This window comes from Nonomuraea sp. NPDC050383, assembly GCF_044459125.1.
Classification (GTDB): domain Bacteria; phylum Actinomycetota; class Actinomycetes; order Streptosporangiales; family Streptosporangiaceae; genus Nonomuraea.
In genome coordinates, this window is sequence record NZ_JBITIP010000018.1 from 1 (window position 1) to 24,020 (window position 24,020).

The following is a 24,020-nucleotide window of genomic DNA, read 5'->3' on the forward strand; positions in this document are numbered from 1 at the left end:
TCAGAGGCATCGCCACCCGCTACGACAAGCTCGCCGTTCACTACCAGGCAAGTGTCACCATCGTCTGCCTGTTGCTATGGCTCACATGAGATCCAGAAAACAGGCTCTAGGAGCCGGCAGGTCCGGGCCCGCCGTCCGTCATCGCGGGACCGGCGCCCAAGACTGCCAGGGAAGGCACTACACCTGGCTGGAGCAGGGAAACAGCCGGAACGTCGCCGGCGAGGTGCTGGACGCCAACGCCGATGTGCTGCGGCTCACCAGGGACGAGCGGGCGTACCTGCACGCGCCGGCCCATCCGGCCCGCAGGTGCCGGGACCACGCCGAGGCCCCGCTCCGGCCGGGCCTGCAGCGGCTGCTGGACTCCCTCGTGCTCACCCCGGCCGCCCCTAGCCGAGGGCTTCGGCCCGCAGCACGTCATCCCGGAGAATGCGGACGAGATCCTTCGGCTCGGCATTGTGGCTGGTCTGCCGCCGGACCTCTTTCCGGATCGCGTCGACCACCGGCTCCGACAGCACGACCTGAGCGAGCGACTTGGCGGAGGTCGCCGCCCGCGCCTTCCACAGATCGTCGATCAGGCGACGCTTGAAGGCGTCCTTGCTCAGGTAGAACAGCGCGTCCGTCTTCGCCGCGAGACCGGCCTCACTGAGCAGGTCCACCTCCAGGGCGAGATCGATCACCACCGGCAGCCCTCCGGTCATGTGGTACACCTGCCAGACCTGACCGTTGGTGAGGATCATCCATTCGACCCCTTCATTCACGGCGTACATCTGCACTTGACGCAGGTGTCTCACGTTCAGCTTCTGGCTGCAGCGCTTGACCTCGATGAAGGCGACGAGTTGCTTGTCGATACGGATCCCGTAGTCGGCGAACTCGCCCTTGACCTGATATTCGGTCGTGAGTTCCTCATATTTGTCGTAGCCGAGCCCGTCACAGAGAAAGTCCGTCACCAGCAGCCGGGTGTCGCCCTCGTTGGCGTCCCTGGCGACGAGGTCAGCCAGGGGCTTGGAGTAGCGGCGGACGGCCGCCCGGACGCGGTCCCGCGCGTCCATCTCCCACTTGGGGGCGGCACGCGGAGCGGCCGGCTTCCTGGCGGTCGCCTCGCTCGTGGCCGCGAGCGAGGCGGTGGCCGCTTCGTCCGCCTGCCCGGAAATGACCGATGCCTCGACCGCCTGCTCGCCCATGTGACCGCCCTGAAGTTCTCGTGACAACGAAGGCAGACTAAACGCTGACGTCACATCGACGCCGGACAATTCGCCGCCCACGACATCTCAAATTCATGACAAAAACTAAAGCCTCGATACGCGAAAGGAATTCGCAATATCAGAATGTCATGATAATTCGCCATATCGACGGCAGGGTGGTCAGGCGGGCCAGGACGGTGAGCGGCCGAGGATGGCGAGGATCCGGTCCAGGGGTTCGGCGTCGTCCTTCACCGGCAGGCCCGGCCGGAACGCCGCCCCCGGCGCCAGCCGGTTGGCCCCGTCGGGGACCGCGCGGGCGACGCGCAGCGCCGGCTCGGCCAGCTCCGCCTCCAGCTCGTACGGCCGGCCCAGCGACCGGGCCACGTCCCAACCGTGCACGACGTAGTCGATGAGATGAAAGCCGATGGCCGACGCGCCGGGGAACGCCGCGCCGGGGCCGAACTCGGGAAGGGCGAACTCCCGCTCCAGCACTCCCTCCTCGGCGAACGCGGCGAGGACGTCGCGCGCGGCCTCGGCGTACTCGGCCGCCGGGTCGCCGTCGGCGGTGAGGGGGCGGACCTCCCACACCGCGAGGTCCGCACCGTGACCTCGGGCCGCGGCCGCGAAGCCGCGGTGCTGGGCCGTCATGTGGGCGAGCAGGTCGCCCAGCGTCCACTCGGCGCAGGGCGTGGGCCGGTCGAGGTCGGCCACGGTCACCCGGGACACCACCTCGACGCTGATCTCGACCGCGCGCCTGTTCAGGGCGGTGATACCGGTGACATCGGAAGTCGTCATGGCGCAATCATAAGCATGTGCCTACTATAAGTCCATGCATATGTTAAACGACGGCATATCGTTGGGGCATGGCGGAGAGCAGCGCCCCTGAGCAGACGGCGGCCGGACGTCCCGACCTCGCGGCGATGATGGCGCCCCTGAGCCGCGCCCTGGTCGCGGCCGAGCTGCCGGTCCTGCGGGCGCACGGCCTGTCCATGTGGGCGTACGTGGTCCTGCTCGCGCTGGGCAGGCAGCCGGTACGGAGTCAGAGCGCGCTCGCCCAGGCCATCGGGGCGGACAAGACCCGCATCATCGGCGTGCTCGACGGCCTGCAGGAGCGCGGGCTCATCGAGCGGCGGGCCGACCCGGCCGACCGGCGCACACACCTGCTGTCGCTCACCGCCGAGGGCCGGCGCGTACGGGACGCCGCCCAGGCGGGCATCCAGCAGCAGGAGGACCGGCTCCTCGCGCGCCTGCCCGCCGAGGACCGGGACGCCTTCCTGCGCGCGCTGCAGACGCTGTCCGCACTGCCCCGTGAGGAGATCGTCGGGAACGGCGCCCGCCGCCCCCGGACATCCCGGTAATCAGGACCGCGGGATGCCCGACTCGGCGCGGTCGGCGTCGATGAGGCCGGTGAGCAGGGCGACGACGGCGGCGGCGAGGTCCCGCAGGGCGCCGTCCGGGGTGGCCGGCTCGCTTTCGAACGCCTGCCGGACGGTACGCGCCAGCAGGTCCGCCCGCCGCTCCAGGCCCTCGGCCGGGCCACTCGCCTCCGCCCGCAGGAAGCCCTCGAACGTCGCCTGGTAGGCGTAACCCACCTCGTCGGCGTCCATGTCGGCGCGGAGCAGGCCGCGCTCCGACAGCAGCTGGAAGTAGCCGCGGGCCATGGCGGCGTGCCGGTCGTCGCGGGCGGCGTCACGCGAGGTCGCCAGCTTGCCGAGCAGGTCGGGGTCGCCGAGAAGGAACCCGCGCAGCAGCGGCCGGTTCGCGATGGCCACGAAGTACGTGCGCGCGAAGCGGTGCAGCAGGCACACCTGCGGATCGTGCCCCAGCGCCTGCCGGAGCTCGTCCATCGCGTACAGCACCTCACGCCCGAAGACCGCGCCGAACAGTTGCTCGCGGGTCTTCCAGTGCAGATAGACCGTGCCCTTGCCGATGCCGGCCTCGGCGGCGACGTCGTCGATGGTGACCCGCCGGTAGCCGTGGCGGGCCAGCAGGTCCGCGGCCGCGTCGAGGATCCGGGTGGCCCGTTCGGTCCGCTGCTGCGGGTCCCGCAGTCGTTCGGCGCTGGCACTCATGGCGCCATCATATGACCAGATAAGAGTTCTGGTCACATCCGTGTCAACCTCTTGACTGATTTTCATTTTTAGTCATAAGTTGATGGCACATCGACGGATCGACAGGAGCGCGACATGACCACCCCCTCAGTGCTGATCTCCGGAGCCGGAGTCGGCGGCCCCACGCTGGCCTACTGGCTGGCCGAGCGTGGATTCCGTACCACCGTCGTCGAACGGGCGGCGGGCCTGCGCACCAGCGGCAACCCCGTGGACGTCCGGGGCCCGGCCGTGGAGGTGGCCGAGCGGATGGGGGTGATGGAGCGGCTGCGCGAGGCCGCCACAGACGTGACGGCGATGAGCTTCGTCAACGGCTCCGGCCGTCAGGTCGGCCGCGTCAACATGCGCGCCCTGCAACGGGCGACAGGCAGCCGGGAGGTGGAGGTGACGCGCACCGACCTGGCCAGGATCCTGTACGAGGCCGGCCGGGACTCCGCCGAGTTCCTGTTCGACGACACCATCACGTCGCTGAGCCAGGACGGCGGCGGGGTGGAAGTCACCTTCGAGAAGGCCGCGCCGCGCCGGTTCGATCTGGTCATCGGCGCCGACGGGCTGCACTCGACCACCCGCCGGATCGCCTTCGGCCCCGAGGAGGACTTCGTCCGCCACATGGGACTGTACGTCGCCACGATGCAGCTGAACGGCCCGGCCGATCATGGGAAAGACGTCGTCCTGCACAACGCCCCCGGCCGGATGGCCTCCGTCCACCCTGTGCGCGGTCGCGCCCTGGCCGCCTTCATCTTCCGCAGCCCGGCGGTGCAGGGCTTCGACCACCGCGACATCGAGCAGCACAAGCGGATCGTGACCGAGACCTACGCCGGCGACGGCTGGCGCGTGCCCGAACTCCTGGACGGCGTGCGCGCCGCCGACGACCTGTGGCTCGACGCCGTCAGCCAGGTACGGCTCGACCGCTGGAGCAAGGGCCGCGTCGCGCTGCTCGGGGACGCCGCCTCGTCGGTGTCGCTGTTCGGCGACGGCTCCACCCTGGCCATGGCCGGCGCGTACACGCTCGCCGAGGAGCTGGCCGCCAGCCCCGCCGACCCCCGCTCAGCCTTCGCCCGCTACGAGGCCCGGCACCGCACCCTGGTGGACCCCAAGCAGGACAACGTCGCGATGGCCGCCTCCCTGATGGTCCCTTCGACCCGTACCGGAATCGCGGCCCGGAACCTGGCGACCCGCCTCTGGCCCGCCGCCGCCACCGCCGGCCGGCTCCGCAACCTGCTCACCCCGCGCCGCGATCCCGCGCCGGCGGCCGCCTGACCCGGGCCGGGCGGTCCTCCTCAGGCTGATCCGGCCGCGTCCGCCCGAGCTGTTGTGGCGCCCGGCATCACTCCTGCTACCTTGAGGCCCTTTGGTCCCGTAGTGGTTAGAGGTACGGAAAGTGCGAAGGTACGGCTGGACGATCAGTGGCGTCATGGCAGGGTGTCTGCTCACAGCATGCTCCGCCCTCCCGGGCATGGGCGGAAAGGCGAATCCCCCGGCCGGCACCCCGGGCACACCGAGTGCGAGCAGTGCCCCGACGCCCGCTCGCGCCATCTCGGACCAGGAGGCCGCCTCGGTCCTCGCCGACTACGTGAAGCGCAACAACGCCGCCAACAAGGCCCGCAGCGCCAAGCTCCTGGCGGGGTACGAAGGCGGCTCCAGCTACACCATCGACAAGGCGAGCTACGCCTCCAGCCGCATCTTGCACAAAACCATCACGTACAAGCCGTTCGGCTACACGAAGCCCGTCTTCCAGGCGCCGGCCGCCGGGCAGAAGCCCTGGTTCCTGGCCACGGTGCACTGGCAGCGCAAGCCGACGACCGCGAAGGAGCCGACGTACCTGCTCTTCGCCCGGCAGGGGGACGGCTGGCGGCAGGTGTACGCCCCGGACGCCTTCGACGGCACCACCGCCAAGGAGTTGCCCGAGATCTCCGTCGACGCCGCGGGCCTGGCCAAGGAGGTCGGCCCCGCTGACGGCACCGGCCTGATGATGTCACCGGCCGATTTCGCGGAGAAGTACGCCGCCCACCTGGCCGGCAAGGGTACTGCCGCCGACAAGAGCCTCTTCGCCGCCGACAACCTCACCACGAGCGCCGCGAAGACCCGCATGCGGATGAACCCGTACGCGAGCATCACCACGAAGGCCCGCCCGGCCACCCGCTACCCGTCGTACACGCTGCGGACCGCCGACGGCGGGGCACTGACCTTCACCACGATCGAGCGCACCATCCGCTACGACGTACGGCCGAGCCCGCAGCGCAACTACGTCCTCCAGAAGGACAGCGGCTTCCTGCGCGGCAAGTACTACACGTACATGGAGGTCACCGACCTGTTCCAGGTGGCGGCCCGCATCCCTCCGAAGAAGGCCGAGCCGGACCAGGTCGAGGTGGTCGCCTCGTACTCCGGTCTCGTGGCGGGCAGTGGCCGCTGACCCCGCTCATGCACAAGGTCCAGGCCGGTCCCGTACGGGGCCGGCCTGGACCTTGATCAGACGAGTCAGACCAGGTCGAACCGGTCCAGGTTCATGACCTTGTCCCACGCCGCGACGAAGTCGTTCACGAACTTCTCCTTCGCGTCGTCGCTCGCGTAGACCTCGACGAGCGCGCGCAGCTCGGAGTTCGACCCGAAGACCAGGTCGGCGCGGCTGCCGGTCCACTTGACCTCGCCCGTGGCGGTGTCGCGACCCTCGAACGTGTTCTGGTCCTCGGAGGTCGCCTTCCACGTCGTGCCCAGGTCGAGCAGGTTGACGAAGAAGTCGTTCGTCAGAGCGCCGGGGGTCGTGGTGAGGACGCCGAGCGACGACTGCTGGTAGTTCGCGCCCAGGACGCGGAGGCCGCCGAGGAGGACGGTCATCTCGGGGGCGCTCAGGGTCAGCAGGTTCGCCCGGTCGAGCAGCAGGTACTCGGCCGGCAGCCGGTTGCCCTTGCCGAGGTAGTTGCGGAACCCGTCGGCGGTCGGCTCCAGGGCGGCGAACGACTCCACGTCGGTCTGGTCCTGCGAGGCGTCCACGCGGCCCGGCGTGAACGGCACCTGGACGTCGAAACCGGCGTCCTTGGCGGCCTGCTCGACACCCGCGGCACCGGCCAGCACGATCAGGTCGGCGAGCGAGACCTTCTTGCCGCCGGTCTGCGCGGCGTCGAAGGCGTCCTTGATCCCTTCCAAGGTGCGCAGCACCGTCGCCAGCCGGTCGGGGTCGTTGACCTCCCACGCGCTCTGCGGCTGGAGGCGGATGCGGGCGCCGTTGGCGCCGCCGCGCTTGTCGCTGCCGCGGAAGGACGAGGCCGACGCCCACGCGGTGGACACCAGCTGGGACACCGTCAGGCCCGAGGCGAGGACCTGGCCCTTGAGGTAGGCGACGTCCTGGGCGTCGATGAGCTGGTGCGTCACCGCGGGGAGCGGGTCCTGCCACAGCAGCGTCTCGGCCGGGACCTCCGGGCCGAGGTAGCGCGCGACCGGCCCCATGTCGCGGTGGGTCAGCTTGAACCACGCCCGCGCGAACGCGTCCGCGAACTCGTCGGGGTTCTCCAGGAAGCGCCGCGAGATCTGCTCGTAGATCGGGTCGACGCGGAGCGAGAGGTCGGTCGTCAGCATCGTCGGGGCGTGGGTCTTCGACGGGTCGTGGGCGTCGGGAACGGTGCCGGCCCCGGCGCCGTTCTTGGGCCTCCACTGGTTGGCGCCGGCGGGGCTCTTGAACAGCTCCCACTCGTAGCCGAAGAGGATCTCGAAGAAGCTGTTGTCCCAGGTGATCGGGGTGTTCGTCCAGATACCCTCGAGACCGCTGGTGATCGTGTCGCCGCCCTTGCCGGTGCCGAAGGTGTTCCTCCAGCCCAGGCCCTGCTCCTCGATCGAGGCGGCCTCGGGGTCGGCGCCGACGTGGTCCGCCGGGCCGGCGCCGTGGGTCTTGCCGAAGGTGTGACCGCCCGCGATCAGGGCGACCGTCTCCTCGTCGTTCATCGCCATCCGCCGGAACGTCTCACGGATGTCGCGGGCCGCGGCCAGCGGGTCCGGGTTGCCGTTCGGGCCCTCCGGGTTGACGTAGATGAGGCCCATCTGCACCGCGCCGAGCGGGTTCTCGAGCTCCCGGTCACCGCTGTAGCGCTCGTCGCCGAGCCAGGTGGTCTCGGGACCCCAGTAGACGTCCTCGTCGGGCTCCCACACGTCCGCGCGACCGCCGGCGTAGCCGAACGTCTTGAAGCCCATCGACTCCAGCGCCACGTTGCCGGCGAGGATCAGCAGGTCGGCCCACGAGAGGTTCCGGCCGTACTTCTTCTTGACCGGCCACAGCAGGCGGCGAGCCTTGTCGAGGTTGCCGTTGTCGGGCCAGCTGTTGAGGGGCGCGAAGCGCTGCTGGCCGGCCCCGGCTCCGCCGCGGCCGTCGCTGATCCGGTACGTGCCCGCGCTGTGCCACGCCATCCGGACCATGAACGGGCCGTAGTGGCCGAAGTCGGCCGGCCACCAGTCCTGCGAGGTGGTCAGCACCTCGGCGATGTCCCGCTTCACGGCCGGGAGGTCGAGGCTCTTGAACGCCTCGGCGTAGTCGAAGTCGTCGCCGAGGGGGTTGGCCACGGCCGGGTTCTTGGCGAGGATCTTCAGGTTGAGCCGCTCAGGCCACCACTGGCGGTTGCCGCCGCCCTGGGTCGGGTGCAGGGCGCGCCCGTGCGGGACCGGGCAGCCGCCTCCGCCCTCCGTCTTCGGGTCGGTGACGATTGCATCATGGTTCTCGGACATGGGAATCCTTCCGGGCTACGCGGATCAGGGTGCTCAGGAACTGCTGGCAGTGGAACAGCGGGGGCACAGGCCCCAGTAGATGACCTCGGCCTCCTCGATCGAGAAGCCGTGGTCGTCGGACGCGGTCAGACAGGGCGCGTGGCCGACCGCACAGTCGACGTCGCCGACGGCGCCGCACGACCGGCACACCACGTGGTGGTGGTTGTCGCCGACGCGTCGCTCGAACCGGGCAGGGCTGCCGGCCGGCTCGATGCGGCGTACGAGTCCCGCCGCGGTGAGCGCGTTGAGGGCCTCGTACACGGCTTGGAGGGAGATGTGGCCCACGCGATCGCGCACCCCGGAGGCGATCGCCTCGACGTCGAGGTGATCGCCGTCCCGAACGGTGTCGAGCAGCGCGACTCGGGCGGCCGTCACCCGCAGGCCTGCACCGCGCAGCTCCTCGGCGGTGGTCGGTGTCCTGGGTGCGGTCATGGTGCCCAACATACCGCCATAAACACGAATGATACAAGGTAACGAACACTTCAAGTCTGGCGCCGCGCACGTGGAACCGCCGTACGGCTACGGGTTCCGCCGGCCGGAAGGGCGTGTCGTGGCCATGGGCAAAGACCCGGCAAACCTCAGGCGACGCTTCAGGGCAGGGCGGCGGCGATCCGCTGCCGGAGCAGCGCTTCACGGTCGGGATCGGTGCACAGCGTCACGGTCAGCCCGGCGTCGGCGGCGTCACCCAGGACGGCCAGCAGGACGGCGAACTGTTCGGGCGGCTCGCCGCCGAGCAGCTCCTCGGCGTGCTCCACGATCAGGACTCGGGCCGCGTCGCGCAGGCAGTCGGTGAGGGCGTCCCAGTTACGGCCGAAGTAGCCGGGCAGACGCAGAGCCCGCGCCGCCTCCTCGAAGAAGGCGGCGCGGGTCCGGCACGCGCGTCCGTCGACGACCGCGGGCGCCGGGCTCGTGGACACCGTCAGCCAGGGCGGCAGCGGACCTGCGACGGATCTCATCGGAGCCCCTGGAGCCGGTAGAAGTCGGTGTAGTGGTTCGGCGAGAACCAGGTCACGCCGGTGCTGCGGTTGACGACGATCCGGTACGCGTCACGAGCGGCGCCCCGTGCCCGGGAGTACACGTCGTACTCGTAGTAGGTGGCCCCGCTCGGGAGCCGGCCCTCCCGGTTGTAGAAGCGCCCGCCGGTGTAGTTGTACTTCCCGTCCGGCCAGGAGTACCAGCCGCTGCTGGTCGGATAGCCCTTGCCCGCCCACGTCGCGTCGGCCGAGCGCGCGTCGGCGCACCGGGAGACGGTGCAGGAGTCGTGGACCGACGCGTCGGCGGGGGCGACGCCGGCCACGCCGGTCAGGGAGGTGATGGCGACGAGGATGACGGCGATCCGTGCCGGCCAGGAACGCCGGGAGGGTTGCGGGGTGCGCACGAAGCCTCCTTGCGGGGAATGCGAGGGGACCGACACCGTCAGAATCCCCGCCGTGCCGGGTCGAACAACGGTAAGAACCACCAAAAGTACGGTGAACTCTTCGCGCGCGGATCAGAGTGCGGATCAGCGTGCGATCACGAACGGCGCTGTCTCCGCGCAGGTGCCGATCCCGCTGGGTAGATTCGGGGCACCGGGAGAAGGGCTGGTGACACGATGGCCGACACCGATGAGCGGGACCTCCGGTTACGGACGTACTGGGACCGCCAGGCCGTGACCTACGACCGGCAGATGGCGTTCGCCGAGCGCCGTTTCTTCGGCGACACCCGCGAGTGGCTCTGCCGGCAGGCCTCCGGCGAGGTGCTGGAGGTCGCGATCGGCACCGGCCTGAACCTCGGGCACTACCCGGACGGTGTCCGGCTGACCGGCGTGGAGTGGAGCGAGGCGATGCTCGCGGTGGCCAGACGCCGCGCCGGGTCGCTCGGCGTGCCGGCGGAGTTCCGGCAGGCCGACGCGCAGGCGCTGCCGTTCCCCGACGCGTGCTTCGACACGGTCGTCTGCACGTTTGCGCTGTGCGCGATCCCCGACGAGTCGCGGGCGCTCGCCGAGATGCACCGGGTGCTGCGGCCGGGCGGCCTGCTGCTGCTGGCCGACCACGTCGCCTCGTCCTCCTGGCCGATCCGGGTGCTGCAGGCGGCGGCCGACCTGGTGAGCGTTCCGTTGCAGGGTGAGCACTTCCGCCGCCGCCCGCTGCCCCTGGTCCGCGCCATGGGGCTGACCGTGGAACGGCATGACCGGTTCAAACTCGGCATGATCGAGCGCTTCGCCGCCCGCAGACCCGCGGCCTGAGTCGAACTGCCGGTCCGGGCCCGTCGCCCCTCACAGCGTGGCCGGTCCACCTGGTGCGCCGGCGATCTGGGTGACGAGGAAGTCGAGCCGCTCCGTCTGAAAGTTCGGGGGGATGCGGCCGCTGCCCGACAGGGCGGCCATGCCGTGCAACGCGCTCCAGGTGACTTCGGCGAACAGCTCGCGTCGCGGGTTGTCCGAGCGGAAGCAGCTCACGAACTCGTCGAAAGCGGCGCGCAGCGGGGGCGGCGTCTCGGCGTGCGCGAACTTCACATCGGTCGGCAGCACGAACATGGCCTGGTAGAGAGCGGGCTGCTCGGTGGCGAACTCCAGGTAGGCGCGGCAGACGGCGTGCAGCGCCTGCGCCGGCTCGGGGGCGGCCAGCCGGACATCGCGCAGGCGCGCCGCGAGTTCACCGAAGCCTTCGATGGCGACGGCGCGCAGGATGGCGTCCTTCCCGTTGAAATGGCTGTAGAGCACGGGCTGGCTGTACTCGACGCGTTCGGCCAGCCTTCGCGTTGTCACCGCCTCCCACCCTTCGGCCTCGGCCAGTTCGCGGGCGGCCGTGATGATCAGCTGATGGCGTTGGGCACGTTCACGTTCGCGGCGTTCGGTGATGGCGGACATGGCAATATCATAGCAACGCTAGAGATCATGTCCACGATAGGAAAAATGTCGCTGGTGGCGTTTCTATGATCGGTCCTGAACTCGCATCGCCGGCACGACGGCCGAGTGATGGCCGCGGGTGTCAGGATGCGGCACCGAGTCCGAACCGCAGAAAGTAGCCGATGTATGCGTGGACACGTACCCGACGAGCTGCTGGAGATAGCTGACGCGCTCCTCCCGGGAGCTCCCCTCGACGCGGCGCGGCTGGCCAGGGGTGGCATTCACGACGTCGTCCTGCTTCCCGGTGTCGCGGCCGTGCGCGTCAGCCGGCGCCCCGCGGGGGCCGAGGCCCTGCCGCGTTGTACGCAGGTGCTGCGTTTGATCGCCGCCGCCGGGCTGCCGTTCGCCGTCCCCGAGCCGCTGACGCCGGTGAGGATGTTCGGGGATCGAGCGGCTGTCGCCGTGTCGTGGATCGACGGCGCCGGGCTGCGGGAGGGCGAGGGCGATCCGGGCAGGATCGGCGAGCTGCTGAGGGCCGTGCGAGAGTTGCCCGTCACCCCGGAGCTGCGCGCCCTCCTGCCCGCACCACGCGAGCACCACGGCAGCGACAACTGGGCATCGATCCTGGCCGACGAGGTCATCCCCCTTTTCCCGGCGAAGTGGCGCGACGAGGGCCGGAGACGCCTGGAGGAGGCGCTGGCCCTCGAACCCGTCCCCGACTCCCTCGTCCACGGCGATCTGGTCGGGTCCAACGTCCATTGGAGCGAGAACGGCAAGCTGATCGGCGTCCTGGACTGGGATCGAGCCCACCTGTTCGATCCCGCGATCGACGCCGCCTTCATGGCGTGGCACGGCTGGGACAACCTCCGTCAGGCCGTCGACGGCCAGACCTACCACCGTGCCCGGGTCTGGGACAGGACCTTCGGCGTCGACCACCTGGTGGCGGTCCTCGAACTCGCCGGCAGGCCGCTGGCGCACACCGAGAGCTACGTACGGCACATCGTCGCCTGGCTGGAGCAACACGCCCGCTGATCGGACGCGCAGGCCGGCGGATCGCTCCGCCCCGGACGCGCCGGGATCGCGAGACGCCCACCGGTGTTCGCGGCCCCGTCAGGGTGTCGTGACCTCCAGGTCGCCGGAGTCGCTGGACAGCGCGATCGTGCGCGGGGCCGAGGGGGCGCTCGCGGCCTTGATGTTCTTGCGGCCGGAGTCCGTCCTGGCCACGATGTTGTACGGCCCCGATGGCACATGGATCACGGTAGTACCCGAATCCGTGGCGGTCGTGACCTGGTCGGGCCGTCCGGCGAAGGCCAGGTTCACATCACCCGAGTCGGTCGTCGTGACGACCCGCCTGCCCGTCAGCTCGCCGGCCTCGATCGCCCCGGAGTCGGTGCTGGCCTCCACCTCGCCCGACAGACTCCTCAGCGTCAGGTTCCCCGAGTCGGAGCCCACCTTGACACGGAGTCCCGCAGGCACCTCGACCTGGTAGTCCACGTCGCAGGACGCGCCCCAGGCGCCCCACCCCCACGTGGTGGGACAGGTGAACGTCAGCTTCAGCGTGTCACCTCGAACCTCGTGGACGGTCTCCGGCTTGTTCTTGAGCCAGCTCAGCCGCTCCGTCACTCGGATGCCCCGGCGATCCGACCCGACCACTTCGACGGTCCCGGAATCGGCTTCGACGTGCAACGCCGCCACCGTGTCGGTGACGTCGTACGACACGGTGTCCTCAGCCGGCGCACCGCTGGTGCCGCACCCGCTCAACATCGCCCCGAGCCCGAGAAGGCCCGCGACCATCGCTGCTCTCTGCTTCTTCATGATGTTCGATTCTGGATGATCCGGACGGATCACGCCCGGTTCCCCGTGCGGCCGGTGACCACCGGAGGCAGGGCCTCAAGTACGTCCTGATGGATCGTTTCGTGAGGGTGTTTCACACGTGGCCACCCATGAAACACCCTCACGGTCCACGACCACCCCGGCTGCCCCCGCGGGTACGCCGGCCTCGCACAGCCGCTGGTCAGCCGAGCTGCGTCGGGTCCTGCACCGGGACGCACGGCTTGACAGCGCCCTGGATCACCGATGCTTTGAGCTGCGACTTGACCGGCCCCTTCGGGTTCTCGGTGAACTCCAGCGCCACCGTCTGACCCTTCCCGACATAGCGGGGATCGATGACGAAACCCTTCGGCCCCGGCCTGGCGACCTTGTAGTGAGCGGACTTGCGCCACTCCTCCGGGGTGTCGTACCGGCCGCCGACGAGCGCGCCCCGGTCGTTCTGGCACTTCGTGTAGGGCTTGAGGTACGTGACGTCGGCGGTCACGCCCAGATCCTTGAGATCCTGCTCCAGCTGGTCGGCGTCCCTGAATTCCTTGAGCTCCACCGTGATGGTGCCGTTGGTGTTCTTGCTCACCGCGTACGCCGGCTCAGACCCGGTCAGCAGCGGCAACGCCACCGCCCCCACAGCCGCCAGCCCGGCCACCGCCGCCCCCGCAAGCAGGCGGCGGCCGACGCGGCGGCTGCGTTCGTTCCGCGCGGTCATCTCGGTCTTGAGGTCCATCAGCAACTGCTCCTCGAATCTCATCGTGGGATTCCTTCCATGACGAAGGGCAGGTCACGAAGTGCCTTGCGGGCGCGGTGCAGCCGCACCATGGCGGTCCCCGGCCGGATTCCCAGCGCCACCGCCGCCTCCGACGGCGTGAGCTGCTCCAGCACCACCAGTTCCAGGACAGCGCGCTCCCCGTCGGGTAATCCGGCCATGGCCTCGAAGGCCGCCCTGGCGGGCCGTTCCGCGTCTATCTGCTCTTCCAACCGGGACACGTCGTCGCCGTCCAGCGGACGCCGCCCGCTCACACGATGTGTGAGCTGGGACTCCCGCAGCGCCCGCCGCCGCTCGGCCGACAGCGTGTTGCGCGCGACGCCGTACAGCCAGGCGATCTCGCTGCCCTTGCCCGGGCGGTACGTGTGCGCCGAGTCGAACACCGCGAGGAACACGTCGGCCGCCAGGTCGGCGACCGTGTGCGGGTCGTCGACCCGGCGCGACAGGAAACGCGTGACCGCGTCGATGTGCCGCCGGTAGAAGGCTTCGAACGCCACGGGGTCGGTGGCGAGCTTTCCCCGTATGAGACGCACCGGCCTTGCTCCCTTCGTCGATCTACACCCGTACTTGGTGAGAACCGGCTGAAGGCTTACAAATCAACGGGCGGTCGTACGGACCCGAGTGGAGCGTCGTCGTTGGCGTAGCGGACGCGCGACTCGCTAGCCTGAGGCACGATGAACCATTTGAGCACGTCGAGAGGCGAGTTCCGTCTCACCCGTTTCCCCGAGGACCCCCGTGATCAGCTACGCGCGTGGGACGCCGCCGACGAGTACCTGCTGCGGCATCTCGAGGGAACCGACGGCGGACCCACCGACCTGTCGGGCACCGTGGTCGTGCTCGGGGACCGCTGGGGCGCGTTGGTCACCGCACTCGCCGATCATCGTCCCGTGCAGATCACCGACTCCTACCTCACTCAGCAGGCGACCCGGGCGAACCTGGTTCGCAACGAGGTCCCCCCGGACGCGGTACGGCTCTGTACGACCATGGACGAGCCGCCGCCCCGGATCGATGTGCTGCTGATCCGGGTGCCCAAGGGGCTCTCGCTCCTTGAGGATCAGCTGCACCGTCTCGCGCCGCACGTGCACGCGGGCACCGTCGTCGTCGGCGCGGGAATGGTCACCGAGATCCACACCTCGACGCTCCAGCTGTTCGAACGCATTCTCGGGCCGACCAGGACGTCGCTGGCGGCGAAGAAGGCGCGCCTCATCTTCTGCTCACCCGACCCCCGGCTGCCCCGTGGCGCCAGCCCGTGGCCGCGCAGCTACGCGCTGCCTACCGACATCGGAACGGTCTCAGGGCTCACCGTCACCAACCATGCGGGCACCTTCTGCGCCGACCGCCTCGACATCGGCACCCGGTTCTTCCTGCAGAACCTGCCACCGCTCGGGGGCCATGAGCATGTCGTGGACCTCGGCTGCGGCAACGGGGTGATCGGACTCGCCGCGTCACTGGCCGGCAGCGGAGCCAAGGTGACGTTCATCGACGAGTCCTACCAGGCGCTGGCTTCGGCGGAGGCGACGTTCCGGGCGAACGCGGATGTGGACGGCGGCGCGACGTTCCTGGCGGCCGACGGCATGTCCGGTGTGCCGGCGGGCACGGTGGATCTGGTCCTGACCAACCCGCCGTTCCACACGCACCGCGCGAGGACCGACGCGACGGCTTGGCGCATGTTCAACGGGTCACGCACGGCACTACGGCGCGGCGGCGAACTCTGGGTGGTCGCCAACCGGCACCTCGGCTATCACGTGAAGCTGCGCCGGCTGTTCGGCAACTGCGAGGTCGCCGCGAGCGACCCCAAGTTCGTCGTCCTGCGCGCCGTCAAGCGCTGACTGTCGACGGATCGGCTCGACGACTCCTCCCGAGGTTGCCGCCCAGACCGCAGCAGGGCGCTCCGCTCCCGGCACCAAGTCCTCAGGACTGGAAATCGTTGGAGAGGTTGATCCGGATCTCCGTGTTCCGGTATCCGGCGCGCAGGAACGCGGCCGCCATCGGCGCGTTGCCCACATCGGTGGTGGCGGTGATGCGCGACTCCCCGTTGGCCGCGTGCATGCGGGTGATCTCGGCGAGAATCTCGTCCACGTATCCGCGCCCCCGGAACTCCGGGACCACCCCGAGATACCCCACGTTCACGCTGTACGGCGTCGCCGAGGGGATCGCCATGCCCACCACCTCGCCCTCGTGCGTACAGGCGATCCGCCACCACTCCCGCTTGCCCGGCGCTCCGAGATAGAAGTCCATCTCCTCGCGCGCGGCCGCGTCCACGCCCTTGGCCGCCACGCTCGTCCGGGTATGGAAGTCCAGGCTGCCCTCGGCGATTCTCGTGAACACCGCCAGGAACTCCTCGTCGGACGCCTCGGCGAACCGCAGCGCCCCGGCCGCCGGGGGCACTCCGTCGGCCGGGGCCCACTCGAACTGCAGCCGCTCCACCTCCCCGGTGAGGCCGGCCGCGTGTGCCGCCGCCCGCCGCCATTCCACGGCCGCCGAGGTGGCCGGATCGTCACGCCAGCCGCCGGCCGCCTTGATCGCGTACTGCACCGGCCGCGGGAACACTGCCAGCGCGGCCCTGATCAGTTCGGCGGCGACCTCGGTGCGCTCGCCCACCGCGGGATCCACGTCGAGGCAGTCGAGCGCGACCGGGTACGCGCTGTCCCTCGGCCCCCACCACAGCGCCCGTCCGACGACCCGGTCACCGACCTCGGCGATCCACGTCCACTCCGGCCGGTACATGTTCTCGGCCAGTTCTGCGAGGTAACGGTCGGCGGCGATCCAGCCGACGGGCTCGGTCACGACCCACTCGGTCACCCGGTCGAGCTCCGCTGGGACGATCGCACGGTAGGAAATCACCTGAAGAGGTTAGCGGACCTTTTGTCGCACCCAAGGCTGAATGTCCGATGCCAGCTGCTGGTCCTCGTGACGTGAATCACCGTCACCGGCGCCTCATCGCTGTCACAGAAGCCGGCCCGATTCCGTCATATGAGTAGGCAAGGTTAGGGGGCCATCATGCGTTCGTTGCCGGCCAGACGCCGCTCGTTCCAGTTCTCCCACTGGTCTTTCATGTTCGCGGAGATCGCCGTCTGGTCGTTCGTCGTTCTGGCGGTGACCGGGGCTGTGTTGATGGTGTTCTACGACCCCGGCATGTCCCAGGTGACCTATGACGGTTCGTACGGCCCGCTGCGCGGACTCTTCGTCAGCAGGGCCTTCGACTCCACCATGCATGTGAGCCTGGAGGTGCGCGGCGGCCTGCTCATCCGCCAGGTCCACCACTGGGCGGCGCTCGTCTTCGTGGCGGCCGTCGTGTTGCAGCTGCTGCGCATGTTCCTCACCGGCGCCTTCCGCCGTCCGCGCACCGGGCAGTGGCTGATCTGGGTGATGCTGCTGGCGCTCGGCATGGCCGCGGGCGAGACCGGCAACGCTCTGCCTGACGACATGCTGTCGGGTGGGAGCCTGTGGCTGATCGTGTCGGTGGTGCAGTCCATCCCCGTGGTGGGGACCTGGGTGCTGTCGCTGCTGTTCGGCCCGGACTTTCCCGGCGACAGGGTCATCCCGGTCATGTACGCCGGGCACCTGCTGCTCCCGATCGTCATGGCCGCGCTGCTGATCGCCCGGGAACGGCTGATGCGGCGGCACGGCCACTCCCGGTTCGCCACCTCGCTCCCCACGCGGCGGAGCGCACGCCCGACGATGGCGGTCGCGACGACGGGCATGCTGATCATTCTCGGGTTCGGGTTCCAGATCGCCCCTGTCTGGCTGTACGGCCCTGCCAGGCCGACACAGATCTCGGCGGGCTCGGTGCCGGACTGGTACATGGGGTTCCTCGACGGCGCCCTCCGCATCATGCCCGGGTGGGAACTCACCATCGGGGACCACACACTCAGCCTCGCGGTCCTCGTCCCCACCCTGGTGATACCCGGCCTGTTCTTCACCGCCCTGGCGGCCTACCCGACGGCCGAGCGCTTCCTCGCCTCCCGACGCGGCCGCCGCGACACGCTGGGCCGCCCCAGGACCAGGAGCCGTACAGCTCGCGAGACGCCGGCGCACGACGTTCTCGACCAGCCTCATGAGACACCGGTGAAGACGGCCGTCGCCGTCGCGGGCATCACGTTCTACGGCCTGCTGTGGGCAGCCGCGGCCAACGACCAGATCGCCCACCAGTTCGACCTCACCGTCGACGCTGTGACGATCCTCTTCAGGTACGCCGTGGTCATCGGCCCCGTCATCGCCTTCGTGGTCACCCGGTGGATCTGCTTCGCGCTTCAGGAGACAGATCACGACGTGGCCGAGCACGGAGTGGAGACGGGGATCATCACGCGGTCCCCGGACGGCGGATTCCACGAACGGCTGGTGCCGGCGCGGCAGGAGCGGCGAGAGCCGGCGATCACCTCAGGGAGATGACGGTTGGGTGAGACGCTGCCGGGTGTGCGGTTGGTGCTCGGCACGGTCACCAGGGCTTTCTGGCGCCGGTAGAAGTCCCCGGACTTCCTCTCCCCGGCTACGGATCAGGAGGTCTCGCAGTCGGCTGCCCGCCAGGCGTCTGGGGCGCGGTAGTGGTTGCGGTGCCCTGCCTGAAGGACCGCGCGCAACTGGGCGAGCCCCTTGATGCCCGGCGGGAGATCCAGTCGCTGCAAGAGAGCACGGGCCGCATGGGGCTCAAGGTCGCCATGGAAGTCGTGGTAGCTGCTGAGCAGGCCCTGGAACAGGGCGGGATGGAGGGCCGGTACTTCCACGACTGCCTGGTAGACGGGGTGTTTGAGCGGCCAGGGCACGGGACCGGAGATCTCCAGAACTCGTTGAGCACGCCGAAACAGTGGATCTTGAGTCAACGCGTGCAGCCGATCCTCGGTCAGCAACTGCTCGATGTCGTTGCCCAGCACTTCGGCGAAGGCGACTTCCACCGTGCCGCGGTCCTCGAACCAGTCGACCCACAGCGAATAGGTGACCGGCTCGGGCGACTCCGAAGCCTCCAACCGCCGACGGTAACCGTCCCACAGGGTTTCAGCTCGCAGATCTTGCGCAGCGACTACGGCGAAGCGAATCTCGCACGTCACCCAGTAGTCGTCGAGAAGGTCCAGGAGGCCGAGGGCGAGTCGTAGCCGGCCGGCCGCGTCGAGGTCAGGGTCCTCCAGCGCCACGCTTGTCCACGTGTGGGCCACGTCGTTGGCCGTGAGCAGTTCTTCCACCGATGGTTCGTCACTCGCCCATACGCCTTCCCGGACCTGGGTGACGCCTACTTCTGCCAGCCAGCGCCGCGCGTCCTCTGCCGCCTCGTCATCCACAGTCCAGAGTGTCGGCCATCACGCACCGGCATGGCGATCAGCAGTACCGGATGACGGGTGCGTACGAGGGTGGGGAGGAGTGCCGCCTACGTTGCGCATGCCCTCTCGTAATGAAGCGCCTTCAAAGCCCGACAATCTTGACGGTTTTCCCGCAGAGCTTGCTCATGTCGTCTTCGTCGGAGGTGAGGATGAGAACCGGTTTCATCGCACGAAGCGCCGTAGCGGCCACGACAGCGTCGATGGCGTACTTATGGCCGTGAAGCCGACTGCCGCGCAGCAACTCGATCGCGCGCGAACAGATCTCCTCGGTCACCGGCTCGACCCTCAGCCGTGACAGGTACCACTTGAGGCGTTCAGTTTTCACACGCACGTCTTGAGCCTCGATCGGCGTCATCGCACTGACGACGACCCGAAAGTCGTTGTCCTGCGCCTCCCGTACGATCGCGGTCACCCGCCGGTCGGCCTCACACCACTTGACGAGCCCCTCGCAGTCCAGGACGACGGTGCCCGCACTCAGCTTGCTTCGTGCGCGCGCCACCCGTCCTCCTCCAGGAGCTCGGGTGCGGACTTCACACTGCGGAACAGCTCAGCCGCCTCATCGCGAAACGCCTGCGGGATCGGACCCGAGGCTGCCTCGTTCGCCTGCAGTGCCTCCTCCAGCAGATCACGCTCAATCTGACGTTCCACGGCCGCATCCACGTACGCGGAGAATCCGCGCGCTCCAACACGCTCCCTGACCGCCCGGATGTTCCCCGAGCGCAGGGAGACGCTTACCTTGGCCGCCGGACCATCCCCCGGCCCGAAGTCCCGCTCAGGCATGCTCATACGCCTAGTTTACTACTCGAAGTAGCAATCCATCCTGATGTTGAGCCTACTCCTCTGCAATCGTCAGCCCGGTCGCACAGAACCACTCGGACGGGTCACCCAACTTGACTTTGGTGCCGCCGATCTCGCAGTAGCCGTCCGGGCTTCGGAGACGCCACGCCGCAAGCGCCTCCGGCTGGTTGTTCAGAAAATCCCATCTCTCCGCCTGCAACGGAGTCAGGATTTTTCCCGAACGCCGAGGGACTGGGGAGCACCATGGAGGCCAGGTGGCTCTGCGGGCCGGCGAACTCCCCAACGGCACGGCAGTACAAGGGCTGTGATCTTCGCCGAAGACCGCCTCGCCCGGCGTCCTGGGACTACGAGCGCTTCGTCGAAGCGATCACGTACCAGGACGGCCGAGTGTTCGCCGACGCGCGCGGCGCGACGGACCTCTACAGCGACGAGTCCAGACGCCGGACGTTCTCGACCCTCAAGATAGTGCGGTTCCCGCCGCTACGCGGCGGGCTTGACCCTGTAGAAAAGATTGTCGCCGTGACTACTCTCCGCGCCCGGAAGGGGGGTGGCCAGGACGGCTCCAGCTCTGCCGACCGAGCCACTGCTCGTAGTCAGCACGAATCATGTCCCGCCCGGCTGGCCGGCCGTCACGATCGTCCAAGAACCCTTCAAGCATGTCGAAGAGAGTCCTCACAACGACCGCGTTCCGCTCGTCGTCCATCCGATCGCGAACAAAGCGCAACCTCTCGCCGGGCAACGCCAGCATGAACACCAGCGCCTCCCAGACGAGGTTGTCACCGCCGTCCACGCGCACGACCAACCATTCCCTGAAGCCGTCGAGGAAGGTGTGACCGCTGCCCGCGTGGAAACCGGCAATGTACGTCGTGAACAACCGGTACGAGCCGTCCAGCCCGTACGCCCCAGGCCGCCTGAGCACGTCCTCCAGGTGCTCCCGGGGCGTCCGTAAGAGCACTGCTCAGGCCTCGCCAGAGGTCAGGCCGACGGGGCAGGCCACACCCGTCCCGCCGATCCCGCAGGAGCCGTTCGGGTTCTTGAAAAGGTACTGCTGGTGGTAGCGCTTCGCTTCAGGTCGCAAGTCAGAGCGCTTCCGGAAGAAGGAGTAGCGCGCTGGTGTGGTTCGGCCGGACCACCGTGAAGTGACGGCGGTCAAGTGTGGCCACCTCTGAGATCTTGAGCCGTTCGGTAACCGCGATCACGGACGCGTCCACTGCGCCCAGGGGAAGGCTCGCGTACATCTCGACCAAGGCGCTCATGCGATCCAGATCTGACGCGATGAGATCCACAAGCGTCAATCCCGCCCCGAAACTCCGCAAGAAAGCCGCTTCCGCCTTACCGCCCTGTCGCCTTTCGACCAACTGGCAGACTTCTACGACGACAGAGGACGGGACCAGCAATGGACCAGGGTGCGTCCTCAGCAAGCGTGCGCATACGTCGTGGTGCTTGTCTTCGTGGTTGAGCGCCGCAACCAGTGGGCCTGTGTCAAGGACGATCACAGGCGGTGATTGTCCTCCGACTTCAAGATCTCTTCGCTGCGTTCGGCAAAATCCGGCTCAGCCGCCAGCATGCCAATGAATGGCAGGTCGCGGACGGCCGGCGGCTCATCGAGCTGATCTTTGACCAAGCGCAGCAGAGGCGCGACCTTCTCGTCGGGGAGCCGGTCCACCAGGTGATGAAGTTCCTCGCGCATCACGCTCATGACATCAGTGTATAGACAGGGCTTCCCAGGAGCCCGGGACACCTTGTCAACATCTCAGCGATGTGCTCAAGCCTCGCCGGAGGTCAGACCCACCGGGCAAGAGACCCCGGTTCCGCCGATCCCGCAGTAGCCTCCGGGGTTCTTGAAGAGGTACTGCTGGTGATACTCCTCCGCGAGGAAGAACGGGCCCGCCTCGGCCAGCTCGGTCGTGATGTCCCCGTACCCCGCCTCCGACAGCACCTTCTGGTACGACTCCCGCGACCCCTCCGCCGCCTTACGCTGCTCCGGCGAGTGGTAGTAGATGGCCGAGCGGTACTGCGTGCCGACGTCGTTTCCCTGGCGCATGCCCTGGGTCGGGTCGTGAGCCTCCCAGAAGACCTTCAGGAGGTCCTCGTACGACACCTTCGACGGGTCGTACACGACCCTGACGGCCTCCGTGTGGCCCGTGCGGCCGCTGCAGACCTCCTCGTACGTCGGGTTGGGCGTGTAGCCGCCCTGGTAGCCGACGGCCGTGGTGATGACGCCAGGCGTCTGCCAGAACGTGCGCTCCGCGCCCCAGAAGCAGCCCAGGCCGAAGTCGGCGACCTGCGCGCCCTCCGGGTACGGCGGGGCGATCGGGGCGTCGAGGACCGCGTGCCGGGCCGGGGCCGGCATCTCCTCCGGGCGCCCCGGCAGGGCGTCCTCCGGCCGGACCATGCTCGTCTTGTTGCCGCCGAACAACCAACCCATGGTGCACCTCCGCAGACTCTGCCTACGATACAGAACGCCTAACGCTTAAGGGTCGCTACATAGTCCCGCATAGCGATACACATTTGTGTTTAAGCGTGGTAAGGCACGACTATGGGGGACATGCCTGACGTTCGCCGCGGTGTGCTGTTCGGAGTCGCCGCCTACACGATGTGGGGGCTCTTCCCCCTCTACTGGCCTCTCCTCAGGCCCTCCGGAGCCGTCGAGATCCTCGCCCACCGCATGGTCTGGTCGCTGGTCGCGGTCGTGGCGGTGCTCGCGGTGCGCCGTCACTGGTCGTGGATCAGGACGATGGCCCGCCAGCCGCGCAAGCTCGGCCTCCTCGCCCTCGCCGCCGCGATCGTCACGGTCAACTGGGGCGTCTACATCTACGCCGTCAACGCCGGCCACGTGGTCGAGAGCGCCCTCGGCTACTTCATCAACCCCCTGGTCAGCGTGCTGTTCGGGGTGGTGCTGCTGCGTGAGCGGCTGCGGCCGCTGCAGTGGGCGGCCGTGGGGTTCGGCGCGCTGGCCGTCCTCGTGCTGACCATCGACTACGGCCGGCTGCCCTGGATCGCGCTCACGCTCGCCGTCTCGTTCGGCGTGTACGGGCTGATCAAGAAGCAGGCGAACGTGGGCGCGGCCGAGAGCCTGACCATCGAGACCCTGGTCCTGCTCCTGCCGGCCTTCGGCTACCTCGTGTACCTGGAGACGGCCGGGCAGGCGACGTTCGGCCACACCGGGACCGGGCACGCGGCGCTGCTCGTGGGCGCCGGCATCATCACCGCCGTGCCGCTGCTGTGCTTCACGGCCGCCGCCATCCGGGTGCCGCTGAGCACGCTCGGCCTGCTCCAGTACATCGCGCCGGTCCTGCAGTTCCTGTGCGGGGTGCTGGTGGCGAAGGAGACGATGCCGGCCAGCCGCTGGATCGGCTTCTCGATCGTGTGGCTGGCCCTGGCCGTCTTCACCTACGACAGCATCCGTACGGCCCGCGCCACCCACCTCCGCAACCGGGAGGCGCGGCCCGTCACGGCTCAGCCGGAGCGCTCCGCCACGTAGTCGCACAGCGCCATGAACGCGGCCTTGGCCGGGATGTCCGGCAGGGCGGAGATGTCGTCGCGGGCCCGGTCCACCCAGGCCACCAGCTCGTCCCGGGCCCGCACCATCGCCGGATGCTCCCGCAGCAGCGTCAGCGCCTCCTCCACGTCCGCCTCGGCCACCGGGCCGGACAGCAGCTCCATCAGCCGCGACGGCGTGCCGGAGGCGAGCGCGTACAGGACGGGCAGCGTGTGGACGCCCTCGCGCAGGTCGGTGCCGGGCGTCTTGCCGGACTCGGTGGAGGTGGAGGCCACGTCCAGCAGGTCGTCGCCGAGCTGCCAGGCCACGCCGATCGCCTCGCAGGCCCGGCTGAGCCGCTCCTCCACGTCGGCGGGCGCGCCCGACAGCAGCGCGCCGAAGCGGCCCGAGGCGGCGATGAGCGATCCGGTCTTGTCGGCCAGGACGCTGATGTAGTGCGTGACGGGGTCGTCGTCGCCGCGCGGCCCGATCGTCTCGCGGATCTGTCCCTGCACCAGCCGCGAGAACGTCTGCGCCTGGATGCGGATCAGCTCCGGTCCGAGGTCGGCCAGGATGTCGGACGCCTGGGCGAACAGGTAGTCGCCCGTGAGGATGGCCACGGTGTTGTCCCACCGGGCGTTGGCCGACGGGGAGCCCCGGCGGACCGGGGCCTCGTCCATGACGTCGTCGTGGTAGAGCGACCCGAGGTGGGTCAGCTCGATGACCACGGCGCCGGGCACGACACCCGGCGCCGACGGGTCGCCGAACTGGGCCGCCAGCAGCAGCATCAGCGTGCGGAAGCGCTTGCCGCCCGCCTCGATGAGGTGCTTGGACGCCTCCGTGACGAAGGCGTCCTCGCTCTCCACCGACGAGCGCAGGAGCTTCTCCACGGCGGCCAGGCCGGTGGCCACGTCCTGCGCCAGCCGCTCGTCCTCAATGGGAAGGTCAACAACGGGAGGCGCGGACATGGCATA

General features: G+C 69.1%; 28 protein-coding genes and 1 pseudogene. 8 read left to right on the forward strand and 21 right to left on the reverse strand.

The window, feature by feature from the left end; all coding sequences use genetic code 11:
- Positions 1 to 386 precede the first annotated feature (386 nt).
- Together ACIBG4_RS33540 and ACIBG4_RS33545 are read right to left on the reverse strand one after the other, a co-directional pair.
- Positions 387 to 1,181: a type I restriction enzyme HsdR N-terminal domain-containing protein gene (locus tag ACIBG4_RS33540; RefSeq protein WP_397205499.1), complete on the reverse strand. Its 795-nt coding sequence runs from the start codon at positions 1,179 to 1,181 to the stop codon at positions 387 to 389.
- A 180-nt stretch (positions 1,182 to 1,361) separates the two neighbouring features.
- Complete coding sequence (locus tag ACIBG4_RS33545; protein WP_310707195.1) at positions 1,362 to 1,976, reverse strand: TIGR03086 family metal-binding protein; 615 nt, start codon at positions 1,974 to 1,976, stop codon at positions 1,362 to 1,364.
- Between the two features lie 68 nt (positions 1,977 to 2,044).
- Here ACIBG4_RS33545 and ACIBG4_RS33550 point away from each other — a divergent pair, with 68 nt between their 5' ends.
- The gene (locus tag ACIBG4_RS33550; RefSeq protein WP_397205501.1) at positions 2,045 to 2,539 is read left to right on the forward strand and encodes a MarR family winged helix-turn-helix transcriptional regulator; all 495 of its coding nucleotides are present in this window, start codon (positions 2,045 to 2,047) and stop codon (positions 2,537 to 2,539) included.
- Here ACIBG4_RS33550 and ACIBG4_RS33555 read toward each other — a convergent pair whose 3' ends face one another.
- Positions 2,540 to 3,253: a TetR/AcrR family transcriptional regulator gene (locus ACIBG4_RS33555; protein ID WP_397205503.1), complete on the reverse strand. Its 714-nt coding sequence runs from the start codon at positions 3,251 to 3,253 to the stop codon at positions 2,540 to 2,542. It abuts the gene before it with no gap.
- Positions 3,254 to 3,367: 114 nt separating this feature from the next.
- Here ACIBG4_RS33555 and ACIBG4_RS33560 point away from each other — a divergent pair, with 114 nt between their 5' ends.
- Both ACIBG4_RS33560 and ACIBG4_RS33565 read left to right on the forward strand, forming a co-directional pair.
- Positions 3,368 to 4,549: an FAD-dependent monooxygenase gene (locus ACIBG4_RS33560; RefSeq protein ID WP_397205505.1), complete on the forward strand. Its 1,182-nt coding sequence runs from the start codon at positions 3,368 to 3,370 to the stop codon at positions 4,547 to 4,549.
- 196 nt (positions 4,550 to 4,745) lie between these two features.
- Positions 4,746 to 5,702: a hypothetical protein gene (locus ACIBG4_RS33565; protein ID WP_397205507.1), complete on the forward strand. Its 957-nt coding sequence runs from the start codon at positions 4,746 to 4,748 to the stop codon at positions 5,700 to 5,702.
- 65 nt (positions 5,703 to 5,767) lie between these two features.
- On the opposite strand, the gene katG is transcribed toward ACIBG4_RS33565, so the two are convergent.
- From katG to ACIBG4_RS33585, 4 genes are all read right to left on the reverse strand, one after another.
- Complete coding sequence (gene katG / locus ACIBG4_RS33570) at positions 5,768 to 7,999, reverse strand: catalase/peroxidase HPI (RefSeq protein ID WP_397205509.1); 2,232 nt, start codon at positions 7,997 to 7,999, stop codon at positions 5,768 to 5,770.
- Between the two features lie 33 nt (positions 8,000 to 8,032).
- Complete coding sequence (locus ACIBG4_RS33575) at positions 8,033 to 8,470, reverse strand: Fur family transcriptional regulator (RefSeq protein ID WP_310707201.1); 438 nt, start codon at positions 8,468 to 8,470, stop codon at positions 8,033 to 8,035.
- 158 nt (positions 8,471 to 8,628) lie between these two features.
- The gene (locus tag ACIBG4_RS33580) at positions 8,629 to 8,994 is read right to left on the reverse strand and encodes a barstar family protein (RefSeq protein WP_397205511.1); all 366 of its coding nucleotides are present in this window, start codon (positions 8,992 to 8,994) and stop codon (positions 8,629 to 8,631) included.
- On the reverse strand, positions 8,991 to 9,416 hold the full coding sequence (locus ACIBG4_RS33585) for a ribonuclease domain-containing protein (protein WP_397205513.1): 426 nt from the start codon (positions 9,414 to 9,416) through the stop codon (positions 8,991 to 8,993). Before ACIBG4_RS33585 ends, ACIBG4_RS33580 begins: the two co-directional genes overlap by 4 nt.
- A 213-nt stretch (positions 9,417 to 9,629) precedes the next feature.
- On the opposite strand from ACIBG4_RS33585, the gene ACIBG4_RS33590 reads away from it, so the two are divergent.
- Positions 9,630 to 10,262, forward strand: coding sequence for a class I SAM-dependent methyltransferase (locus ACIBG4_RS33590; protein ID WP_397205515.1), 633 nt, complete (start codon positions 9,630 to 9,632; stop codon positions 10,260 to 10,262).
- A 30-nt stretch (positions 10,263 to 10,292) separates the two neighbouring features.
- On the opposite strand, the gene ACIBG4_RS33595 is transcribed toward ACIBG4_RS33590, so the two are convergent.
- Positions 10,293 to 10,886 carry a TetR/AcrR family transcriptional regulator gene (locus tag ACIBG4_RS33595; protein ID WP_397205517.1) on the reverse strand — a complete coding sequence of 198 codons (594 nt, stop codon included), beginning with the start codon at positions 10,884 to 10,886 and terminating at the stop codon, positions 10,293 to 10,295.
- 165 nt (positions 10,887 to 11,051) lie between these two features.
- On the opposite strand from ACIBG4_RS33595, the gene ACIBG4_RS33600 reads away from it, so the two are divergent.
- Entirely contained in the window at positions 11,052 to 11,897 is an 846-nt protein-coding gene (locus ACIBG4_RS33600) for a phosphotransferase (protein ID WP_397205519.1), read from the forward strand.
- 78 nt (positions 11,898 to 11,975) lie between these two features.
- Here ACIBG4_RS33600 and ACIBG4_RS33605 read toward each other — a convergent pair whose 3' ends face one another.
- The 3 genes from ACIBG4_RS33605 to ACIBG4_RS33615 all read right to left on the reverse strand — a co-directional run bounded on the left by ACIBG4_RS33605 (position 11,976) and on the right by ACIBG4_RS33615 (position 13,988).
- Positions 11,976 to 12,680 carry a DUF4097 family beta strand repeat-containing protein gene (locus ACIBG4_RS33605; RefSeq protein WP_397205521.1) on the reverse strand — a complete coding sequence of 235 codons (705 nt, stop codon included), beginning with the start codon at positions 12,678 to 12,680 and terminating at the stop codon, positions 11,976 to 11,978.
- Positions 12,681 to 12,879: 199 nt separating this feature from the next.
- Complete coding sequence (locus tag ACIBG4_RS33610) at positions 12,880 to 13,440, reverse strand: hypothetical protein (protein WP_397205523.1); 561 nt, start codon at positions 13,438 to 13,440, stop codon at positions 12,880 to 12,882.
- On the reverse strand, positions 13,437 to 13,988 hold the full coding sequence (locus ACIBG4_RS33615) for an RNA polymerase sigma factor (protein WP_397205525.1): 552 nt from the start codon (positions 13,986 to 13,988) through the stop codon (positions 13,437 to 13,439). Before ACIBG4_RS33615 ends, ACIBG4_RS33610 begins: the two co-directional genes overlap by 4 nt.
- A 141-nt stretch (positions 13,989 to 14,129) precedes the next feature.
- Between ACIBG4_RS33615 and ACIBG4_RS33620 the strand changes: the two genes are divergently transcribed.
- Complete coding sequence (locus tag ACIBG4_RS33620) at positions 14,130 to 15,284, forward strand: methyltransferase (RefSeq protein ID WP_397205527.1); 1,155 nt, start codon at positions 14,130 to 14,132, stop codon at positions 15,282 to 15,284.
- A gap of 82 nt (positions 15,285 to 15,366) precedes the next feature.
- Here the strand turns inward: ACIBG4_RS33620 and ACIBG4_RS33625 are convergent, their stop codons facing one another.
- Positions 15,367 to 16,299, reverse strand: coding sequence for a GNAT family N-acetyltransferase (locus tag ACIBG4_RS33625; RefSeq protein ID WP_397205529.1), 933 nt, complete (start codon positions 16,297 to 16,299; stop codon positions 15,367 to 15,369).
- A 156-nt stretch (positions 16,300 to 16,455) separates the two neighbouring features.
- On the opposite strand from ACIBG4_RS33625, the gene ACIBG4_RS33630 reads away from it, so the two are divergent.
- On the forward strand, positions 16,456 to 17,847 hold the full coding sequence (locus ACIBG4_RS33630; RefSeq protein ID WP_397205531.1) for a cytochrome bc complex cytochrome b subunit: 1,392 nt from the start codon (positions 16,456 to 16,458) through the stop codon (positions 17,845 to 17,847).
- Between the two features lie 104 nt (positions 17,848 to 17,951).
- Here the strand turns inward: ACIBG4_RS33630 and ACIBG4_RS33635 are convergent, their stop codons facing one another.
- From ACIBG4_RS33635 to msrA, 8 genes and pseudogenes are all read right to left on the reverse strand, one after another.
- Positions 17,952 to 18,728: a hypothetical protein gene (locus ACIBG4_RS33635; RefSeq protein WP_397205533.1), complete on the reverse strand. Its 777-nt coding sequence runs from the start codon at positions 18,726 to 18,728 to the stop codon at positions 17,952 to 17,954.
- A gap of 121 nt (positions 18,729 to 18,849) precedes the next feature.
- Positions 18,850 to 19,266, reverse strand: a complete 417-nt coding sequence (locus ACIBG4_RS33640; RefSeq protein WP_397205535.1) for a type II toxin-antitoxin system VapC family toxin — start codon at positions 19,264 to 19,266, stop codon at positions 18,850 to 18,852.
- Complete coding sequence (locus tag ACIBG4_RS33645) at positions 19,242 to 19,553, reverse strand: hypothetical protein (RefSeq protein WP_355441110.1); 312 nt, start codon at positions 19,551 to 19,553, stop codon at positions 19,242 to 19,244. Before ACIBG4_RS33645 ends, ACIBG4_RS33640 begins: the two co-directional genes overlap by 25 nt.
- Before the next feature lie 535 nt (positions 19,554 to 20,088).
- On the reverse strand, positions 20,089 to 20,520 hold the full coding sequence (locus ACIBG4_RS33650) for a hypothetical protein (protein WP_397205537.1): 432 nt from the start codon (positions 20,518 to 20,520) through the stop codon (positions 20,089 to 20,091).
- Positions 20,521 to 20,523: 3 nt separating this feature from the next.
- Positions 20,524 to 20,631: pseudogene (locus tag ACIBG4_RS33655) on the reverse strand (peptide-methionine (S)-S-oxide reductase); the annotation flags it as partial.
- A gap of 13 nt (positions 20,632 to 20,644) precedes the next feature.
- On the reverse strand, positions 20,645 to 21,061 hold the full coding sequence (locus ACIBG4_RS33660) for a type II toxin-antitoxin system VapC family toxin (RefSeq protein WP_397205539.1): 417 nt from the start codon (positions 21,059 to 21,061) through the stop codon (positions 20,645 to 20,647).
- On the reverse strand, positions 21,058 to 21,264 hold the full coding sequence (locus tag ACIBG4_RS33665; protein ID WP_397205541.1) for a hypothetical protein: 207 nt from the start codon (positions 21,262 to 21,264) through the stop codon (positions 21,058 to 21,060). Before ACIBG4_RS33665 ends, ACIBG4_RS33660 begins: the two co-directional genes overlap by 4 nt.
- A 66-nt stretch (positions 21,265 to 21,330) precedes the next feature.
- Positions 21,331 to 21,993 (reverse strand): peptide-methionine (S)-S-oxide reductase MsrA, encoded by a 663-nt coding sequence (msrA, locus tag ACIBG4_RS33670; RefSeq protein WP_397205543.1) that lies wholly within the window; start codon positions 21,991 to 21,993, stop codon positions 21,331 to 21,333.
- 120 nt (positions 21,994 to 22,113) lie between these two features.
- Here msrA and rarD point away from each other — a divergent pair, with 120 nt between their 5' ends.
- Positions 22,114 to 23,049 carry an EamA family transporter RarD gene (gene rarD, locus ACIBG4_RS33675; RefSeq protein ID WP_397205545.1) on the forward strand — a complete coding sequence of 312 codons (936 nt, stop codon included), beginning with the start codon at positions 22,114 to 22,116 and terminating at the stop codon, positions 23,047 to 23,049.
- On the opposite strand, the gene ACIBG4_RS33680 is transcribed toward rarD, so the two are convergent.
- Positions 23,025 to 24,014 carry a polyprenyl synthetase family protein gene (locus tag ACIBG4_RS33680; protein ID WP_397205547.1) on the reverse strand — a complete coding sequence of 330 codons (990 nt, stop codon included), beginning with the start codon at positions 24,012 to 24,014 and terminating at the stop codon, positions 23,025 to 23,027. The two genes, rarD and ACIBG4_RS33680, sit on opposite strands and share 25 nt — an antisense overlap.
- Positions 24,015 to 24,020 lie beyond the last annotated feature (6 nt).

Coding starts and splice junctions, on each gene's coding strand:
- ACIBG4_RS33540 (WP_397205499.1), bottom strand. CDS start 1,181: ATGGGCGAGCAGGCGGTCGAGGCATCGGTCATTTCCGGGCAGGCGGAC.
- ACIBG4_RS33545 (WP_310707195.1), bottom strand. CDS start 1,976: ATGACGACTTCCGATGTCACCGGTATCACCGCCCTGAACAGGCGCGCG.
- ACIBG4_RS33550 (WP_397205501.1), top strand. CDS start 2,045: ATGGCGGAGAGCAGCGCCCCTGAGCAGACGGCGGCCGGACGTCCCGAC.
- ACIBG4_RS33555 (WP_397205503.1), bottom strand. CDS start 3,253: ATGAGTGCCAGCGCCGAACGACTGCGGGACCCGCAGCAGCGGACCGAA.
- ACIBG4_RS33560 (WP_397205505.1), top strand. CDS start 3,368: ATGACCACCCCCTCAGTGCTGATCTCCGGAGCCGGAGTCGGCGGCCCC.
- ACIBG4_RS33565 (WP_397205507.1), top strand. CDS start 4,746: ATGGGCGGAAAGGCGAATCCCCCGGCCGGCACCCCGGGCACACCGAGT.
- katG (WP_397205509.1), bottom strand. CDS start 7,999: ATGTCCGAGAACCATGATGCAATCGTCACCGACCCGAAGACGGAGGGC.
- ACIBG4_RS33575 (WP_310707201.1), bottom strand. CDS start 8,470: ATGACCGCACCCAGGACACCGACCACCGCCGAGGAGCTGCGCGGTGCA.
- ACIBG4_RS33580 (WP_397205511.1), bottom strand. CDS start 8,994: ATGAGATCCGTCGCAGGTCCGCTGCCGCCCTGGCTGACGGTGTCCACG.
- ACIBG4_RS33590 (WP_397205515.1), top strand. CDS start 9,630: ATGGCCGACACCGATGAGCGGGACCTCCGGTTACGGACGTACTGGGAC.
- ACIBG4_RS33595 (WP_397205517.1), bottom strand. CDS start 10,886: ATGTCCGCCATCACCGAACGCCGCGAACGTGAACGTGCCCAACGCCAT.
- ACIBG4_RS33600 (WP_397205519.1), top strand. CDS start 11,052: ATGCGTGGACACGTACCCGACGAGCTGCTGGAGATAGCTGACGCGCTC.
- ACIBG4_RS33605 (WP_397205521.1), bottom strand. CDS start 12,680: ATGAAGAAGCAGAGAGCAGCGATGGTCGCGGGCCTTCTCGGGCTCGGG.
- ACIBG4_RS33610 (WP_397205523.1), bottom strand. CDS start 13,440: ATGAGATTCGAGGAGCAGTTGCTGATGGACCTCAAGACCGAGATGACC.
- ACIBG4_RS33620 (WP_397205527.1), top strand. CDS start 14,130: ATGAACCATTTGAGCACGTCGAGAGGCGAGTTCCGTCTCACCCGTTTC.
- ACIBG4_RS33630 (WP_397205531.1), top strand. CDS start 16,456: ATGCGTTCGTTGCCGGCCAGACGCCGCTCGTTCCAGTTCTCCCACTGG.
- ACIBG4_RS33645 (WP_355441110.1), bottom strand. CDS start 19,553: ATGAGCATGCCTGAGCGGGACTTCGGGCCGGGGGATGGTCCGGCGGCC.
- ACIBG4_RS33665 (WP_397205541.1), bottom strand. CDS start 21,264: ATGAGCGTGATGCGCGAGGAACTTCATCACCTGGTGGACCGGCTCCCC.
- msrA (WP_397205543.1), bottom strand. CDS start 21,993: ATGGGTTGGTTGTTCGGCGGCAACAAGACGAGCATGGTCCGGCCGGAG.
- rarD (WP_397205545.1), top strand. CDS start 22,114: ATGCCTGACGTTCGCCGCGGTGTGCTGTTCGGAGTCGCCGCCTACACG.
- ACIBG4_RS33680 (WP_397205547.1), bottom strand. CDS start 24,014: ATGTCCGCGCCTCCCGTTGTTGACCTTCCCATTGAGGACGAGCGGCTG.